This is a genomic window from Algoriphagus aquaeductus (genome assembly GCF_003253485.1).
Classification (GTDB): Bacteria; Bacteroidota; Bacteroidia; order Cytophagales; family Cyclobacteriaceae; genus Algoriphagus; species Algoriphagus aquaeductus.
The window spans coordinates 1-16882 of record NZ_QKTX01000010.1 but is presented as its reverse complement, the minus strand read 5'-3'; the positions used below and the strand labels follow the sequence as shown (position 1 = coordinate 16882).

Below are 16882 nucleotides of genomic sequence, written 5' to 3'. Positions count from 1 at the left end.
CTTAAAATTTATTAAAGAAGCTAACTGCGACGAAGCGATCCTGGCAACTGGATGAGATTGCTTCGGGAAGGTAGGCTTCTCATAGAAATTATTTTGAATCTGCTCTTCCTTCGCAATGACGAAAAGCGTCGTCGCGAGGAGAAATCACGTCATCGCGAGAAGCAAAATGACGCTTAAAATTTATTAAAGAAGCTAACTGCGACGAAGCGATCTTAGGCTTTTATCAGTCAAAATTGCTTCGGGTAGGCCATAGAAGTACCTAACCGATTGTCACTACCCTACCCTCGCAATGACGTCACCTCGCAATGACGGTCACTTCTTCTTCCAAAAGTAAATCGCACTCACCTGGGCCATCACACTGGTCAGGTTCTGCCCTCTGGGAAACTCCGGGGTGCTCGATGGATGCAGCTGCCACTGGTAATTGCGGGCATGAATCAACTGAAGCTTGGAGCTAAGGAGCAGGTTATTGAACTGCTTGTCGTAGAGGAAGCCAAGAGAATAGTCAATCCAAGGCCGACGTTCGGTAAACTGAAATAGTGCCTTATAGTAAAAATCCTGGTTATTGGCCAATCGCTCAAAAAGAAGTCCCATTTTATTTACTCCTTCCACCAAGGAAACCTCCACGGTTTGTACATTTGAGCCAGTGCCTATGCCCACGCCTAAAGGCTGTCCATAATTCACGAATCCACGGGCCCTCGTGTGGGTGTGCCATGACAATCCACCTTCGATACCGTTATTTCGGATATACCGATTAACTGATTCTTGTTGATGGGTGATTTCTGATCTGATTTGGATCAATTGATTCCCATTTGGCAGTTCAAACAGCTGTTTGTACCCAAATAGGAAGGCTCTTGCATGTTCGGGATTTAAAACAAAATCCTTCCAGTTAAAAGCATGATCTCTCCTGCCATATTCAAAATAAACTTCGGATTTGGTTTGAGGCAACACTAATCTTCCAAAAATGGTAACAGTTTGATCTCTTCCATTTGCATCAAATTCGACAGAATTGCCATCTGAAAAGAACCGCTCTTTCTGAAAGGGATCAAAAATGGGAAACCAGTCTGAAAACTCCCTACCCCTATTGGTATTATATTGCTGGAAAGTTCTGGAAAAGCCAAAATAAAACCCCTTTATCCATTTGGGATTCCAACTCAAGGTGATGGCATTTAGATATCGCCAATCCCCGGTAAACGGCCTGAAAAAGCGATCATTCAAATCAGAAACCTGAGAAGGAGGAACACCTGAATTTTCAAGTCTTCCTACAATCAATTGGGTTTCAAAATTTCCCAAAAAAGTTTTGGCTGGCTTGGTCGTATTCAAGGTTAGATGAGGGAATCCTTGGGCATTATTGGAAAAGGTAAGCGCATTCCACTGACCAGGACCCCACCAAATATTTTGAGTACTTCCTCCTATTTCAAAGGAACCATATTGAAAGGTAAGTTTGGATTGCCCCCACCAAGGATACATAACCCAAGACTCACCATACCTTTCGGGGAAATCCCCAAAATTCCATAGAAAAAAGCGGCTACGGATATCATTGAGTCGCATGTTTTCCAGATCAGTTTCAAACCCTTTATTCTGGGCGATGACTAATTCGGGTCGAAAGGTGAAATTGATGAATTTATATTTCGCCTGTATTCCTCCTGAAAAATAGGTTTGCAGTCCGGGATTGGGAATCATCCCATAATCACCCCAACCATACGGACGCTTGGAAGTGACTCGGGCCGTTGTCACTAGGGGAAGTAAGCCAAGCTCAAGTGATTCCACAGGCGTAGAAATTTCTTGACCAAAACCGTAATCCTTAGTGATTATTAATCCGGGCCTGAGTAAAAAGGAGGAAATTGAAGCGGAATCCTCGTTTAATATCTGATTTCTGCGAATTACCTCTTCCCAAATAGGAAAACCAGTCGGTATTACCTGCGCTGAAAGGTTCAAATTAATTCCTACAAAAACCAATAAAAATATTCCTCTCATCAAAAATCAGTCAAAATCTCCAACATGTTTTTTGCAATTCTCTTCCTCTCGAAATCATAGGCTAATTTTTTACAACCTAACTTATAATTTTCCAGATTATTCTTTGAATCATAAAACTGCAAAACTTTCCTTATAAAGTCTGTTGAATTTTCAGGCTCGAAGCAAAGTCCGGCGCCATATTTTTCAATGATCTCCTTCGTCTCGCCTTCTAAACCAAGCAAAATTGGTTTTTGAACAGCGGCTGCCTCAAAAATTTTCGATGGAATTACATCTAAAAAAGTCGGAGATTTAATGAGATTGACCAAGGCTACGTCCATTAATTGCAAATAATCCAAGACCTCTTCTTTTCCCACAGAATCCAAAAAGGTCACGTTCTTGAGTTTATCTCGGTTAGCCTGCTCAATAAGGCTATCCTTTTTTGCACCATCCCCTATAAACAAAAAATGAATGTCCTTATGGGTCATATTAAATTTTCGAGCTTGATCCAAAATAAAATCCAAACCATGTGCCATCCCATGGGTTCCTATGTACCCAAAAATCATTTTATTTTTAAGACCTAATTTTTCCTCGATCAATTTAGGTTTTGGTCCAGGAAAGTATTTTGTCAGATCAACACCGTTTTTGAATACAAAAATTTTATAGGGATTTATTCCTTTATTCTCAATTTTCTTCAAGAAAGTTTCCGTAACAACAATTATTTGATCTGCAGATCGGTACATCATCATTTCTATCCATTCCAAAAATTTAATCAGTTTTTTATTCTTCATTGCTCCTACTGCAACTATGGACTCCGGCCAAAGATCTCTCACTTCCATTACCCAAGGTTTACTTCGGAAAATACCAATCTGCCAGGCCGACATTGCGCTGAAAAACTGAGGGGATGTACCAATAATCAAATCAGTTTTTACAAAAAGACCATTTAGAAATGAGGTCACACCAAAACTTATGTAATCCAATATTCTTTTGACCGTTCCTTCATTTGCGGTAATGTATGACCAAACTCGAATCACCCGAATCCCATCAATTACTTCTACTTTACGCCACTTGTTTTGGTAGCCCGGAAAAATTTCACCTTTTGGAAAATTGGGAAAACAGGTAATAACAGTCACTTCAGCACCCAGTTTTACCCACTCTTTACAATGTTCAAAAGTGCGGTTTGCCGGTGCATTAATCTCAGGAGGGAAATTATCAGTAATAAAAAGAATTCTCATTATCTTGGTATAAACCGGGTTGTGAGTGAATTACTTTCTAAAGAAATAAGCAGGCACTGAGCTGACTTTAGCTTGTTGAAGCCCAAAGCAAATTCATAAGGAATCAATTGGATTTGCTCTGCCCCAAACAATTCCAAAATCAAGCTATCCAAGAGTTGAATTCGCGCAGACGAAATAAATTTGGGTGTGATAGCTGGATGAAAAAACAACCTCGCTTCCAGTATGGAATTATTATTGTAGTTTAAAATTTCATCTTTTATTTCAAGCCCTCGGCCGAGGACTTTGAATTCGCGTTGATGAAGTTGGCCCCCAAAGCCATCCTGAGACGCAAGGACATGGATAGAATTGTCCGACTTAAGGTTAACTTTTGTCCGCTTGGCCACTCTGAAACCGGCCCAAACATGTGAAGAGTTTTTCTGATCAATCGTAATAGTATTGTGAGATGCGGTCCCTCTCTCCCAAGCTCTTCGAGAGCCTATGGTATAAGTGGAAATTCCCGGATCAACAATTACTGGAACTTCTCCCTTGTGAAGGACAAATGAAAAGGTGTCTGCATGAGCATGACCAGGCTGATAACTGGGTTTGATCCCTTCTACATCTGAGATTAAACAAAGATCTTCGAATTCCAATTTTCTGTATCCGGATTCAGAAAGCGATTTGAAATTTGGAAGAAGATCTAAAGATCTCCCGGTTTCTTGGAGAAATGCAGAACCATAGGCAATCCCTTCTGTGGTATCGTTAAAATGTGGAAGTTGACCATTGGGAAAAGTCATTAGATTAAGCCAACCCATCATTAATTCAGCCTTTTCTTTCAAGATAAATTTCAGAACATATTGATTGGGGGTTAGATAGTAAGCCTCCATGACTCTAAACAGAATAATCTGATGATACATGGGCGTAAGCTCGTAATGGGCTCCATCGGCTAAAATCTGTTCTTCCAATTGAGATTTTAAAAGCTTGGATGCCTTTGCGGTCCAATCCGGCTGATTGAAAAACAAGGCTCCCATCCAAAAAGCGAAGGCATTTTCGAGCAAGTGATTAGCAAGCAAGTGAAATTCCAGGTTTTTAGATAGGTAATTTACCTCCGCAAAAAGGAATCTGGTCAATTCATCTTTTGTGGCTTGATCCATGGAATGAGTGGAAAAAAAACGAATCAGATTCATGATTCGAAGGGAGGCTGGATAGGGCTCGAGTGGGAGTTTCCCAGCCAAAAGCCAAGAATAAATATCTCTTAGAATATCAATTTTGATTTCTATGGGAACATCTTCCTGTTTCAAAAAGTCGAGATATTGAAGGTTGTAATTCCAGAGTTTGCCGTGAGTTTGGTCGTTCCAGTCTATGGAGGACTTCGAATAGGTTTGAGAAAGGTTTAAAAACTCAAAATGGAATTGATCGGGTTTTACCTTTAAAAACCTGGTGATTGCTGGAGCCTTAAAAAAATCAAGTTTTTGAGTTTGGGGGATTGGTAACTGAAAGGCTGAAAGTGGGCTAACTTTGATTAGCCTGTTTTTCACCTGATAAACGGCTTGAATGGGCTTGAGGTGAATCAGGGTGTGAAAAAGTGTATTAAGCTTGGAGAGCATGGATTGGATTTCTCGCAGCGAGCGCAGTGTTTTTTATTTCACGCAGCGGACGAGGTGTAATTTTTATTTCACGCGGCGAACGCAGAGTTTTCTCGCAGCGGATGCAGTGGCTTTTTATTTCTCGCAGCGGACGCCGCGTTATTTGAAGCGATCTTTTCGTTAACCATTTTCACGCGACGGAAGCAGCTGTTATTCGCAGCGAGCGCAGAGTTTTCACGCAGCGGGAGCAGTGGTTTATAATTTCACGCAGCGGACGCAACGGCTTTGGATTTCTCGCAGCGGGCGCAACGGAAGTCGCAGCAAACGCAGCGTGAACCAATTTCTCGCCGCGAACGCCGCGTAAATCTTTGCGAGCACTGCGTGAACCCTTTAATCGAAAAAGCCTTTCAAGATTAATTCCTTTAAGGATTCTTTGCTGACTGTTACTTCCGTAGTTTCCTTACAAATGAAATACTCCCCATTACCTTCACCTTGAAAAAATCGTTTCGCCTCTTTATCGGTCAAATCAAAAATATTATAATGGCAAGGATCCCCATTGGAATCATCCAATTCTAGCTTGGGATGATTTGGTAGTTGGTCTGAACTGAATTTCCAAAATATCGGGGGTTGATAGCTGATCTTTTGGTAATGGGAGTCAATATGGCTACATGGGCTGCCTGAGTTTCGCTGTGCGCAATCTCGGTCAAATACGGAGATTCCTCCTCTTGGACCAGAAGAATTCCTGAAGGCAAGACTGGAGAATCTGGATAGGTTTTTATCGAAATGGTTTGGGGAAAGTACACGAATGATTTCCATAGATATTGACCCTTAAAAAACTTGATTTTAGTTACTAGTCCATCAAAATTTAATCCTTCTAATTCTAAAACTATATTTTGGTTTTGATCTTCTACTAAAAATTCAATGGAGCCATCTGACAAGATATTAATTTCAATAAAATACTCTTGAAGATAGGCTGTGACTTGAATTTCTCCCCAGATACCCGGGAATGCATCTATTTTACAAAATAGCTCCAGATGAAGTCGCTTGGCAATCCTCTCAGCTAACCCAAGGGTTGCAAGACTTGGCCCCTGTCCCTCTCCATAATGCCATCCCTTTCCTAATGTGCTAAAGGACTTGATTTTCTGTAGGATATCCATGAGGTTTCCAGCTAGCTTTTCCTTTTCCGCTTGGTAACCTGAATACAAGACTGTTCCTTTTGAGATCATGGTTTAAGGAATTTTTCTACTTCATAAGTGGTCATAATGGACTGATTAGATTTTTGTTCAATCGAGTCGATGATTTCTTTCAGAGATTGGCTTAGTGTCTTAGCAATCGTAAATGACATATTGACCACACCTGCAGGCTTTCCATTCTGCTGAAGCACTAGCATCACATCCGAATTTCCGACTGCATTGGTAAAGCCATTACAATAAATTTTGGGAATAGATTCAGATTCCAAAGCAAGATTAATGAGCTGGTTTAAGGCTGCTGCTTGGTTTTGAGCTTTTGTTAGGTCAGGATCTTGCATAAGTAAGGATATTTAAAAATGGAAACTAGAAACTATCTGACGGAAAATCAATGACAAATGTTAGTATTTTAACTAGCTCACGCAACGAACGCAACGGTTTCACGCAGCTAACGCAGAGTTTTATCGCAGCGGGCTCAGTTTGATTTTTTTTCACGCAGCGGTCGCAGCGATAATCGCAGCGTGCGCCACGTAAAACTTTTTAATTTTTCGTTGCGAGCTCCGCGTTAATCGCCGCGTTCTCGGCGTGAACTAATTTCTTACAACGACCAAAATGTTTTTTCTTTCTCGCAGCGGGCACAGCGGTAATTCGCAACGGGCGCAACGTTAACCATTTTATTTTTCGTTGCGAGCACCGCGTTAATCACCGCGTTCTCTGCGTGAACCCTATTCCTGCGTGAACTAGTTAAAGATTGTTTGCAAGACGATGAATCCCGTCTTTGAGCAATTTGGTGTTGAAATTTAGGAGCAGTCCGAGTTTGTGGCCGGAGAGCTTCAGGTAGGTAAGGGTCTGGGCAAAGTGGACTGGAGCGAGTGTTTCGATTGCTTTGACTTCGACGATGACTTTGTTTTCCACTAAGAGATCAAGCCTAAATCCAGCTTCAAACTTGATTTCTTTGTAAACCAAGGGTACTGGCAGCTGAGCATCCACCATCAAACCTGCTTGTCGTAATTCGTATTCGAGTGCTTGTTCATATACTGATTCCAAAAGTCCAGGTCCAAGCGTACGATGAATCTCAAAAGATTTGTCTAAAATGATGGTAGCGATCTCATTCTCAGTCATAAAAATAAAAATATGTGTTTCACGCAGCGATCGCAAAGATTTTTTTTTCACGCAGCCGGCGCAAGGTTTTTCTTTTCACGCGGCGAGCGCAAAGGAAATCGCAGGAAACGCGGAGAGTTTTTAATTCACGCAGCGGTCGCAGCGCAAATCGCAGCGCTCGCGGCGTGATTTTTTTGTGTTTCTCGCAGCGCACGCAGCGTTAATCTCGGGGAGCGCCGCGTGAACTCTTTTTTTATCGCTGCGAGCGCTACTTTTTACTTTTCACGCAGCGGGCGCAGCGCAAATCGCCGCGCTCGCCGCGTGAAACTTTTTTCTCTGCAATCTCTGCGTGAAACAATTAATCTACACTCACCCAAGCACCGGTTTTGAGACTCTCAATTGCCGCAAAGCTAGCCTTGGTCGTATTCACCAAATCATCCATCGGAATAATCGCATTCCCACCTTTCTGAATGGAATCAATCAATAGATTAAACTGGTTTTGATGTCCTTTATCCTGATTAAAAGAAGCTGAACTAAAATTCTTAAATCCAAAACCTTTCAATTTTCTCCAGTTATCCATGATCAAGGTACGCTCTTGATGATACACTTCTACTCTCTCCTTGGAATAAGCCTTTGATCCGTTTGCAAAGTAATTGATCACTCCGTTGGTTCCATTCTCGTATTTCAGAAGGATAGTGGCATTGTCGGTATTTTCCTCAGGATTGATTCCCATCGAAGACATACATACTGACTTGACTTTGGAACCAGCTAAATAGCTGATCAAATCGATAAAGTGGCAAGCCTCACCGATGATCCTGCCCCCTCCTACTTCCATGTCGTGCACCCATACATTGGCAGGAATCATACCCGCATTCATGGTGGCTATAATATTCATGGGCGTATTCCCGGAGCCCAAGGCCTTTTTCATTTGAATGGCCAAAGGTGCGAAACGCCTATTGAAACCTACTGAAACCGTTTTTCCAGATTCAACATAGGCTTCCACCACTGCATCGAGTTCTTCTTGATTCAATGCCAAAGGCTTCTCTACAAACACATGCTTTCCAGCCTTGAGGGCATCAATCACCATTCGAGCGTGTGCATTATGACGAGTCGTCACCATGACGAGATCCACTTCCGAATCCTTTAAAATAAGATCGTTATCTGTGGTGGATTGAGCAACTCCAAATTTCTTGGCCAAGGTGGTTCCGGATAGACCAGCAGAACTTGAGATAAATTTGAGTTTGGCAGGAGTCTTTTTCAGACAGGGAAGAATCATGGCCGAAGTGAAATTTCCAGCACCGATGATTCCCACTGTCCCTTTTCCGGCTTGAAAGCCATTGGAAGCTATAGAAACTGAACGCTGAGGTTCTCCTGATTTCTCTGGATAAACCAGAATACTCGCGATAGACTTGCTTCCGCTCATATCCCCGTAGATCTGCTGATATTGATCTAATGGAACCCGTTCGGTAATCAATGGTTCCACCTGAATAGATTTGGAAGCAAGCGCTTGAAGAATGGCTTCGAAGTTTCGTTTTTCTGTCCAACGGACATAAGGTAGCGGATAATCCTGCCCTTTTTGCTCGTAAGATTCATCGTAGCGACCAGGACCGTAGGAACAAGAAACCTGGAAAGTCAACTCCTTTTCAAAAAAGTCTGCACGGGAAATGTCCAATCCTATTACCCCAACCAAGATAATCCGTCCTTTCTTTCTGGACATCTTGGCTGATTGGGAAATAATCTCATTGCTCTTATTGGAGGCCGTGATAATAACAGCATCCGCCCCCACCCCTTGGGTAAAACTTTTCACAAAAGCCACTTGATCAATTCCCTCTCCCGGATTCACCGCAGTAATTCCAAAGGAAGAAGCTAAAGCAACCTTAGCGGAATCATAGTCAAAACCGATCACCTGACATCCATTGGCCTTCAGCAACTGGGCAGTAATCAAACCAATCAAGCCCAAGCCAACTACAACTACTGTCTCACCAAAGGTAGGGTTTGCTAAACGTATACCTTGAAGACCTATAGCCCCTATAACCGTAAAGGCAGCCTCTTCATCAGTAACGCCATCCGGAATTTTCGCAACTAGATTTTTGGGGACAGAAACGTATTCAGCATGATACCCATTAGAAGCAACACGATCACCTGCTGAAAAGTCTTCTACTCCCTTTCCTACGGCTATGACTTTTCCAACATTGCAATAGCCTAGCGGTAGTGGTTGACCCAATTTATTGAAAACAGCATTAATGGTCGGTTGTAGGCCGTCCGTCTTCACCTTATTAATGACTTCTTTGACCTTATCGGGCTGCTGACGGGCTTTTTGCAAAAAATTAGCTTTACCAAATTCCACCAACATTCGTTCGGTACCCAGAGATACTAAAGAACGGGTGGTTTGAATCAATACCTGACCGGGCTTAACCAAAGGTGCTGGTACTTCTTCTAAAATGGTATCTCCGTTTTTAAGGTCTTGAATGATCTGCTTCATGTTTGTTATTTAAAAAGTCTAAACTTTTCTTCTCTATTGGGATAATTGATCAGCACAGCGCGGTACTTTCCTTTGAAAACAAAAAGACTTCCAGCTGCTACACCAATAATTTTATAATTCGAAATGATGGATTTCACATCTTCTAAGCTTCCAGCCCCTCCCAATACAGTCATTGGGAAATCTGTAAGATCTCTGACAGTGGAAATCAATGAAAGGTCATAACCACTCATTGTCCCATCTTTATCTATGGAATTGATTACCAATTCACCAACTCCAATCTCGTTCAATTGCTGAATAAATTCTTTCAACTTGATACCAGCCTTTTCTTTCCCATTTTTGATATACACATCGTATCCGCCACCGGAAAGAAGTCCTTTCTTTTTCACATCCAGTACCACCACCACGCTTTGGATTCCGACTGCTTTGCCAATTTCTCTGAGGAGCTGAGGATTCTTTATTGCTGACGAACTAAGTGCAACCTTTTCCGCTCCGAGTTCAATAATTCTTTTTGCCTGTTCAACCGTGGTCACACCACCTCCATAACAAAATGGCATCCGGCATTCCTGCGCTAGATTTTTAATCATTTCAAAATTTGGTCCTCGGTTTTCAACGGTAGCGTCGATGTCCAAAACCATCAATTCATCAACCTCTTTTTCATTAAAGATTTTAACCGCGTTTATGGGATCACCCACGTACTTCGGATCTTTAAAATTGACTGTTTTGACCAAACCTTTTTTATGCACTAAAAGGCAGGGGATTATTCTAGCTCGAAGCATTAGTTAGAGTTTGGCAAAGTTGGATAGCAACTGAACACCATTGGAATGGCTTTTTTCAGGGTGGAATTGCATCCCGAAAATATGATCATGAAAAACCGCAGATGCAAAAATTTCCCCGTAATGTGATGTGCCTAAAATATCCGAGTCTTGGGAAGGTTCGAAATAGTAAGAGTGAACAAAATAGAATCCTAATTCATGATCCAACTGATGAAAAAGCGGGTGATCAACAGTTGACTCAACTGTATTCCAGCCCATATGAGGCAGGTAAGGTTTCTCATTTAATTTGGAAATATCAAACTTCTTGACTTTCCCTTTTATCCAACCCAATCCTGGCAAGTTTCCTTCTTCACTCGATTCTGCAAGGATTTGCATTCCCACACAAACTCCCATAACGGGCTTTCTTTTAACCAAAACCTCATCATCTAAAGCCGCTTTCAAACCTGAAGTTTCCAATTGACTCATAGTTGCATCAAATGCACCTACTCCCGGCAAAATCAATTTATCCGCTTTATTAAGATCATTGGGATTCTCAATTACTTCAAAAGGAATGTTTTGCCGATTGTAAATGTTGGCAATGGCCTGAATATTACCCGAACCATAGTTGACAATTCCTATCATCGTTTCCCTCCCTTTTCCAGACCTAAAAATCTCATCACAGATGCGCCTAAATTGTAAATACTCTCTTGCGATTTATAGTCTTTATACGTTTTCTTGGGAGCATGGAAGTAAGACCAAAGCTCGTCGGTTGTAATCCCCAGTTTATTGGAGATAAATTCAAAATCCTCCTTCACTTGATCATCTGTATAGGCTGGGATTTTTAACTTTTCCAAAGCCTCTTCACGGGTCATTTGACCAGTTAAGATTAAACTAGAATATTGTACTTTTCGAGTGTCATATCCAAAACGCTGTGGCAACCAAAAACCTTCATAAAATCGGGTAAAACGAGACTCAAAATGTTTTTGAGGGTATTTCTGATAGCCATAGGTATCAACCAAAAATTGCATGGCCAGCTCTTTTTGATAAGGGACAAAATCTAAGGGTCTAAACAGTTTTATTTCCTTGAAATATGGGAGATACACCTTATGCCAAAGAATATTGGTTACAGGATAACTTTCAAGCTTTCCTTTTCCATGCTTCTTAAAAATGTCTCTCAATTGGATCGAGTCCGATTGGTAATACATCCATTCTAAGGGATTACGTACACATTCCGTGGAATAATTACCCCCTGTCAAGATATATTTAATCTTATGCTTGGAAGCAAATTTGTACATAGTAGCAAAAAAAGCATGGTCTTGGGGGACATCGATATGTGGAACGCCTGATTTGAAGAATGCCAGCTGAAGTTCCTTCATCTCTTCCCAATTGATGACTTCAGTATAAAGGTCAAGCCCTAAGCCATCTACCAAGCGCTCGATGTTATTGACTGCTACCTGAGAATTCCAACCGGCATCTACATGGAAGACCAAAGGTCTAAGTCCAAACTCTTTTGTCATCACATGAAGAAGATAGGAGCTATCTATCCCGCCACTCATTCCCATCAAACAATCAAAGTCTTTCCCTTTTCCTTCATCCTTAATCTTTTTTACCAATTCTTCCAGTTTAGCCTTTCCTCTTTCATCGGTATGCCAAAAAGGTTCAATCTTTGTGTAGAAAGTATTGCAATGATCACAAACACCGGCTGAATCAAACACAATATTTGAATCAGTTGTGTCCATGACACAATTTGTACATAGTATAAATTCTCTGATCATATTTACTTATTCTCTCATTCTGATTAATTTTGCGGGTACTCCACCCACAATTGCATACTCTGGAACATCCTTAGTCACAACACTGCCTCCAGCCACAACAGCTCCATCACCAATAGTCACTCCAGCTGTAATTAGACAATTACCACCTATCCAAACGTCTTTTCCTATTTTGATTTTTTTATGATTATCTCCAGAAATTGGGAATGGCATTCCTCTAGGTGGAATTGTATGATCTGAAGATAAAATTTGAGTTCGATAACCAATCAAAGTTCTCTTTCCAATTTCAACACCTCCTGAAGTGGTAATTAGAACATCTTTGGCTAAATCTACATGATCTTCTATAATTAAATTACGTCCAGGAGTAATCCAAACTCCAGGATAGATTACTACACCTTTACCTACTTTGGCCCCCATAATAAGAAGTAAGAGTTTTTTGAAAAAGATAAAAAATCTATACCTAGGCAATGCAAAAAGCATATTCATAACCAATTCGTAAGAAATTACAAAAAAAGATTTAATTGAATTCATGTAAAGACCTTATGTATTTCAATTCTAATTCTACTTTCTCCTTAATCGAAGGATAGGTCTTCAAGATTTGATTTCCTTTAGCAATAATAGAAGATTTTTGCTTACTTGATCTTTCTAAAGATTGAATCTTTTCGACAATATCGAGTGGATTGTCCCTATCAACATAAAGGGCTCCCTCTTTACAAATGGCATTAGCCCATTTTTCATCAGATATAACTAATACTTTTTTGAAGAACCAAGACTCAATGATATTATTACTAAAACTTTCTAACTTACTTAATAAAAAAACATAATCAGCTTTTTCGTAGAGAGCCTTAATTTGAGTTTTTTTTACAGGACCTAATACAGTTACCAAATCACTTACGTTAAAACTATTGATTTTAAGTATAAACTCATTATATGATTTTAGATCTGATTTTGGAGCAGTTATTACAATATGAAATTTAATACCTCTATTTTTAAACTCATGTAGTATTTCTGGAATTAACATATAATTTTTATTCTTTTGCCAACTACAAAAAAATAAGCCAATTTTAAATTCTGAACTAATAAAAGGAAATTCCAAAGGATCGCAGGGAAAATCTGGATTTATTGACGGTTTACTAAAAAATACATTTTCAAGTTGAAAAAGTTCTATTGCTTTTTCAAGTATCAATTCATTTTCAAAAATTATAGAATGCGCTCTTCTCAAGGCATATATCCTATACTTATCAACAATAATTTTTTTAATCCTAGAAAACCCAGTGTATCCTTCCCAAAAATTAATGTCAGGGAAAAATATGTTAGAGTCTGCCGACCCAGAGACTTGAAGACAACATTTAGGATACAAACCAAGACCAAACAAAGTATAAATAATATCAATATTATACTTTTTTATAATTTTCTTTCCTCGAAATAACTCAAAAGCCATTCGCTTTAAAGGATTTTTAGAAACAGATATGATATCAATATATCTACATTTACTTAACTCCTCCTCAATGAGAGAGCCGGAAGAAACAACAAATAAAAACTCGGACAGATCATAATGTTCTATTATTAAACATTTTACGAAATTCAATCCTACATTTTGACCTCCACCATTCTTTAAAGTGGCAAGATTAATAAGAATCTTCATTATATTTACTATAAAGTTTAGGATTCACAAGGAATACTAATGGAAAGATAAAAGGACTTAAAACAGCATGAACGAAAACCAATTGAACAATAAAGATCAAAAACAATGGTCTTGAAAATTTATTGGTTAACAGAAACAGTAAATAAATTAAAATACAAAATGGAATTAAACCAAAAATTCCAGATTCCCCATATATTTGAAAAATAAAACTTTCGGGATTAAGATAGGTTTCATTAAACATAAAACTTACAGAATTATTAAACTTACCCCAACCTTCTCCAAACACTAAATTAACTTCGTTTAAAATTCTTGAATATATAAAAAGTCTTCCGCCAGACTCAGATTCAACAAGCCTATCAACACTAGAAAATCTAAAGAAAAAATCTAAAAAAACATCAAAATAAATAAATATTAAAGTAAATATCATAAAAAAAATAAATAAGGAATAAAATCTTAATCTACGAAATAGTAAAAAATAAAGAAGATAAAACAAAAAAATAAAACCCACAGACTTATTAAAACTTAAAACAGCAGATAAAATAAAAATAAGAAACAATATTAGGTGAATAAATTTTCTAAAATTCAAAAAAACATGAAAGTTAATTATTGATATAACAACAAGACATAATCCATATACTTGAGGACTACCAGTAACACTCGTAGCTCTAAAAAGAATAAAATCCAAATCCTTTATTTTATCAATTTCTTCAGAAACAATAAATCCAAACAAATCTTTAGAAAGAAAAAATTGTAAAACCCCTAAAATAGCTACAAATAAATAAAAAACATTGATAATATTTAAATATAAATTAAATTCAAACTTCTCAACAGGAAACAAAATCCAAAAAACAAAATAACTCCATATCATTAATAATCCAGTAAACAAAAACAAAAACTGGTATCCAAAAGACAAATGAACAACTAAATCAATAAACGACAATATAAGCAGTAATACTATAGACAATTCTATTTTAGAAAGAGAATTAAAATTCAATTTTGACAATCTAACAAAAGAAAAAGAAAAAATAAAAAAATAAACTGACAATCTAACTAGATTATTATAATCAAAAAAAGAAGTTAAAATCAAAGCGAGTAAAATATACAGAATTATAAACTTATACTTCATACTTCTTGGAAATAAAACATGATATTATAAAAAAAATAAATGATACACCTAACGAAATAATTGATGCTCCCAAATCACCATAAATAGGTATTAAAAAAAAATGAAAGAAACATATACCTAATAGAAAAATAAGATAATAATACGAAACTAAATCAGTCCTTTTTAACTGACTTAATACAGTTAATCGCAAAGAAATTAAAAACTTAAAAAATTCAGAACCCAAAAGAAAAATAAATATATAGTAAGATTCGTCATAATAATTCAAGGCATCAAACAAGTAAAAGCAAAACTTACTAAAAATAACACAAAAAAGAAAGATTAAAAAAGATATGAAAGAAATTTGAAACCTTCTCTTTTTAATCAAATCAATATTCTTGAAATTATTAAAATAAAATGTAGGATATATAATTAAAAAAACAGAAAGCAAAACTTTATAAATATTCACAATTCTAAAAGAAGCCATATAATTACTCAAATATTCAAAATCATAAAAATATTTAAGAAACATTTGATCCATAGAATTTATACCCCATAAAGCAGAAACACTCAATACAGTTGGTAAAGAATAACTTAAATTAGATTTTGAAAAAATATACACTCTATTTAAACTAATTGAATCAAAAAACTTAGCAAAAGGCAGAAAACCCTTTATCGAAAAAATTACAGATAATAAATAACTAGTGCCTGTAAGAAATAATAAAAATTCATGATTTTTAGGTGAAAAAACTATAGTCAGAACAAAAAGAAAAAAGAAAGGAAGTACTCTTTGGAGATTAAAAGCTAAATACTTGTCAGAAGCTCTCAAATAAGATGAAATTAAATTATAAATACCCAAGAAAAAAAATGTAAGAAACCATGGATTAAAGATTATGAAAATAAAAAAATAGATAAACATTGAAAACACAGATAAAACAAAAACCGAAACCCAATAATTGCTACTATAATGAGAACGAAATCTCAATACACTATCTTTTAAATTAAAGGTAATTATAGGTATAAAAAAATTTAATAAATTCAAATAATAACTATACATTGAAAACTCTTCTTTTTCAAAGTTACCGAACACATACCTATTAATAATTAAATTAAATAAAAATCCCGCAAAATATGTGAAAACAAAAATAATTTGATTTTTTGATATCACTGGTTAAATAAATTTAAAAATATTTACTTGAAACTAAAAAACTGATACGATTCCTCAATTTAAAAAAAATACTTAAAATAATGAATTTTAATTTCAGAAGCGATGATACATTTCTCACAATTCCATAATGATTAAACCCATCTAATTGCATATGAGCAGGCTGTATCTTAAAATAATTAAAAACATTATATATTTTATTAGAATTATAGAACCCATATTTCAAAATATTCAAGTAGTTAACTTGTGAATCATTAACTTCTTTTGAATACAAAAAATGCTTTAATTCTGATAAAGAGTTTACAGTGTTTACAACATTCAAATTATAGTAGAATGATTTTCCAATTAGAATAGAATTCTTCTTATGAAAAGATGATTCAATTCCAATTGTAGAACCAAAAGAAATTACATAGTCAGCAATCTCCATTAAAGCATAACTACTTTCACTGGAATTAGGAGAGATATAAATAAAATTTGTAAATTTCGCTTCTAACGATTTATATATTTCTTTTTCTTTACCTTTGTAATTTTTCAAATTAGGATGAGATCTTAAGATAATTTGAAATTCATTGTCTGTCCCTAATAACTCCGAACATAGAAAAGAAATAACATCAGCTTGTGATGTTAACCCTTCAAAATTCCATCCCCATTCATCCCCTAATGAATATATCTCATCAGGGCTTGAATTGAAAATCACAATTTTCTTTTTGCTTACATCTAATTTTAAGTTATCTAAATCAGGCGTTTGACCTCTTGTAAAAGATTTATCACCTACTGCTAAGCCTCTTACTTTTTTCTCATAAAACCCTTTTCCAATTTCTATTTTCTGCAAATCCCAGATTCAAGTTATAAATGCAACACTAAAGGTTTAAGGAAAGGAAGCCTAGGCTTCCTTTCCTTAGGCTGAATAACTAAATTAGTGTTGTCAT

General features: G+C 37.1%; 13 protein-coding genes and 1 pseudogene. All 14 read right to left on the bottom strand.

The window, feature by feature from the left end:
- Positions 1 to 312: 312 nt before the first annotated feature.
- Positions 313 to 1767 carry a capsule assembly Wzi family protein gene (locus CLV31_RS13725; protein ID WP_245943401.1) on the bottom strand — a complete coding sequence of 485 codons (1455 nt, stop codon included), beginning with the start codon at positions 1765 to 1767 and terminating at the stop codon, positions 313 to 315.
- Positions 1768 to 1973: 206 nt separating this feature from the next.
- Positions 1974 to 3185: a glycosyltransferase family 4 protein gene (locus CLV31_RS13720; RefSeq protein ID WP_111393477.1), complete on the bottom strand. Its 1212-nt coding sequence runs from the start codon at positions 3183 to 3185 to the stop codon at positions 1974 to 1976.
- The gene (locus CLV31_RS13715) at positions 3185 to 4768 is read right to left on the bottom strand and encodes an alginate lyase family protein (RefSeq protein ID WP_111393476.1); all 1584 of its coding nucleotides are present in this window, start codon (positions 4766 to 4768) and stop codon (positions 3185 to 3187) included. Before CLV31_RS13715 ends, CLV31_RS13720 begins: the two co-directional genes overlap by 1 nt.
- A 551-nt stretch (positions 4769 to 5319) precedes the next feature.
- The gene (locus CLV31_RS13705) at positions 5320 to 5973 is read right to left on the bottom strand and encodes a hypothetical protein (protein ID WP_111393474.1); all 654 of its coding nucleotides are present in this window, start codon (positions 5971 to 5973) and stop codon (positions 5320 to 5322) included.
- Positions 5970 to 6275: a hypothetical protein gene (locus CLV31_RS13700; protein ID WP_111393473.1), complete on the bottom strand. Its 306-nt coding sequence runs from the start codon at positions 6273 to 6275 to the stop codon at positions 5970 to 5972. Before CLV31_RS13700 ends, CLV31_RS13705 begins: the two co-directional genes overlap by 4 nt.
- Before the next feature lie 403 nt (positions 6276 to 6678).
- A complete protein-coding gene (locus CLV31_RS13695; RefSeq protein ID WP_111393472.1) occupies positions 6679 to 7056 on the bottom strand; it encodes a GxxExxY protein in 378 nt (125 codons plus the stop codon).
- 337 nt (positions 7057 to 7393) lie between these two features.
- Positions 7394 to 9517: a bi-domain-containing oxidoreductase gene (locus CLV31_RS13690; RefSeq protein ID WP_111393471.1), complete on the bottom strand. Its 2124-nt coding sequence runs from the start codon at positions 9515 to 9517 to the stop codon at positions 7394 to 7396.
- A 5-nt stretch (positions 9518 to 9522) separates the two neighbouring features.
- Entirely contained in the window at positions 9523 to 10293 is a 771-nt protein-coding gene (locus CLV31_RS13685; protein WP_111393470.1) for an AglZ/HisF2 family acetamidino modification protein, read from the bottom strand.
- Between the two features lie 3 nt (positions 10294 to 10296).
- A complete protein-coding gene (gene hisH, locus CLV31_RS13680; RefSeq protein WP_111393469.1) occupies positions 10297 to 10911 on the bottom strand; it encodes an imidazole glycerol phosphate synthase subunit HisH in 615 nt (204 codons plus the stop codon).
- Complete coding sequence (locus CLV31_RS13675) at positions 10908 to 12044, bottom strand: N-acetyl sugar amidotransferase (protein ID WP_111393468.1); 1137 nt, start codon at positions 12042 to 12044, stop codon at positions 10908 to 10910. Before CLV31_RS13675 ends, hisH begins: the two co-directional genes overlap by 4 nt.
- A gap of 6 nt (positions 12045 to 12050) precedes the next feature.
- Positions 12051 to 12212, bottom strand: a pseudogene (locus CLV31_RS22275) (DapH/DapD/GlmU-related protein); the annotation flags it as partial.
- Between the two features lie 346 nt (positions 12213 to 12558).
- Positions 12559 to 13686 (bottom strand): glycosyltransferase, encoded by a 1128-nt coding sequence (locus CLV31_RS13665; RefSeq protein WP_111393466.1) that lies wholly within the window; start codon positions 13684 to 13686, stop codon positions 12559 to 12561.
- Positions 13670 to 14812, bottom strand: coding sequence for a hypothetical protein (locus CLV31_RS13660; RefSeq protein WP_111393465.1), 1143 nt, complete (start codon positions 14810 to 14812; stop codon positions 13670 to 13672). Before CLV31_RS13660 ends, CLV31_RS13665 begins: the two co-directional genes overlap by 17 nt.
- A 1157-nt stretch (positions 14813 to 15969) precedes the next feature.
- Positions 15970 to 16785, bottom strand: a complete 816-nt coding sequence (locus tag CLV31_RS13650; protein ID WP_111393463.1) for a hypothetical protein — start codon at positions 16783 to 16785, stop codon at positions 15970 to 15972.
- Positions 16786 to 16882: the final 97 nt, after the last annotated feature.

What these genes read in the sequence shown, in the direction of transcription:
- CLV31_RS13665 (WP_111393466.1), bottom strand. Translation starts at nt 13,686, where the DNA reads ATGAAGATTCTTATTAATCTTGCCACTTTAAAGAATGGTGGAGGTCAA.
- CLV31_RS13705 (WP_111393474.1), bottom strand. Translation starts at nt 5,973, where the DNA reads ATGATCTCAAAAGGAACAGTCTTGTATTCAGGTTACCAAGCGGAAAAG.
- CLV31_RS13720 (WP_111393477.1), bottom strand. Translation starts at nt 3,185, where the DNA reads ATGAGAATTCTTTTTATTACTGATAATTTCCCTCCTGAGATTAATGCA.
- CLV31_RS13660 (WP_111393465.1), bottom strand. Translation starts at nt 14,812, where the DNA reads ATGAAGTATAAGTTTATAATTCTGTATATTTTACTCGCTTTGATTTTA.
- CLV31_RS13700 (WP_111393473.1), bottom strand. Translation starts at nt 6,275, where the DNA reads ATGCAAGATCCTGACCTAACAAAAGCTCAAAACCAAGCAGCAGCCTTA.
- CLV31_RS13675 (WP_111393468.1), bottom strand. Translation starts at nt 12,044, where the DNA reads ATGATCAGAGAATTTATACTATGTACAAATTGTGTCATGGACACAACT.
- CLV31_RS13695 (WP_111393472.1), bottom strand. Translation starts at nt 7,056, where the DNA reads ATGACTGAGAATGAGATCGCTACCATCATTTTAGACAAATCTTTTGAG.
- hisH (WP_111393469.1), bottom strand. Translation starts at nt 10,911, where the DNA reads ATGATAGGAATTGTCAACTATGGTTCGGGTAATATTCAGGCCATTGCC.
- CLV31_RS13715 (WP_111393476.1), bottom strand. Translation starts at nt 4,768, where the DNA reads ATGCTCTCCAAGCTTAATACACTTTTTCACACCCTGATTCACCTCAAG.
- CLV31_RS13685 (WP_111393470.1), bottom strand. Translation starts at nt 10,293, where the DNA reads ATGCTTCGAGCTAGAATAATCCCCTGCCTTTTAGTGCATAAAAAAGGT.
- CLV31_RS13690 (WP_111393471.1), bottom strand. Translation starts at nt 9,517, where the DNA reads ATGAAGCAGATCATTCAAGACCTTAAAAACGGAGATACCATTTTAGAA.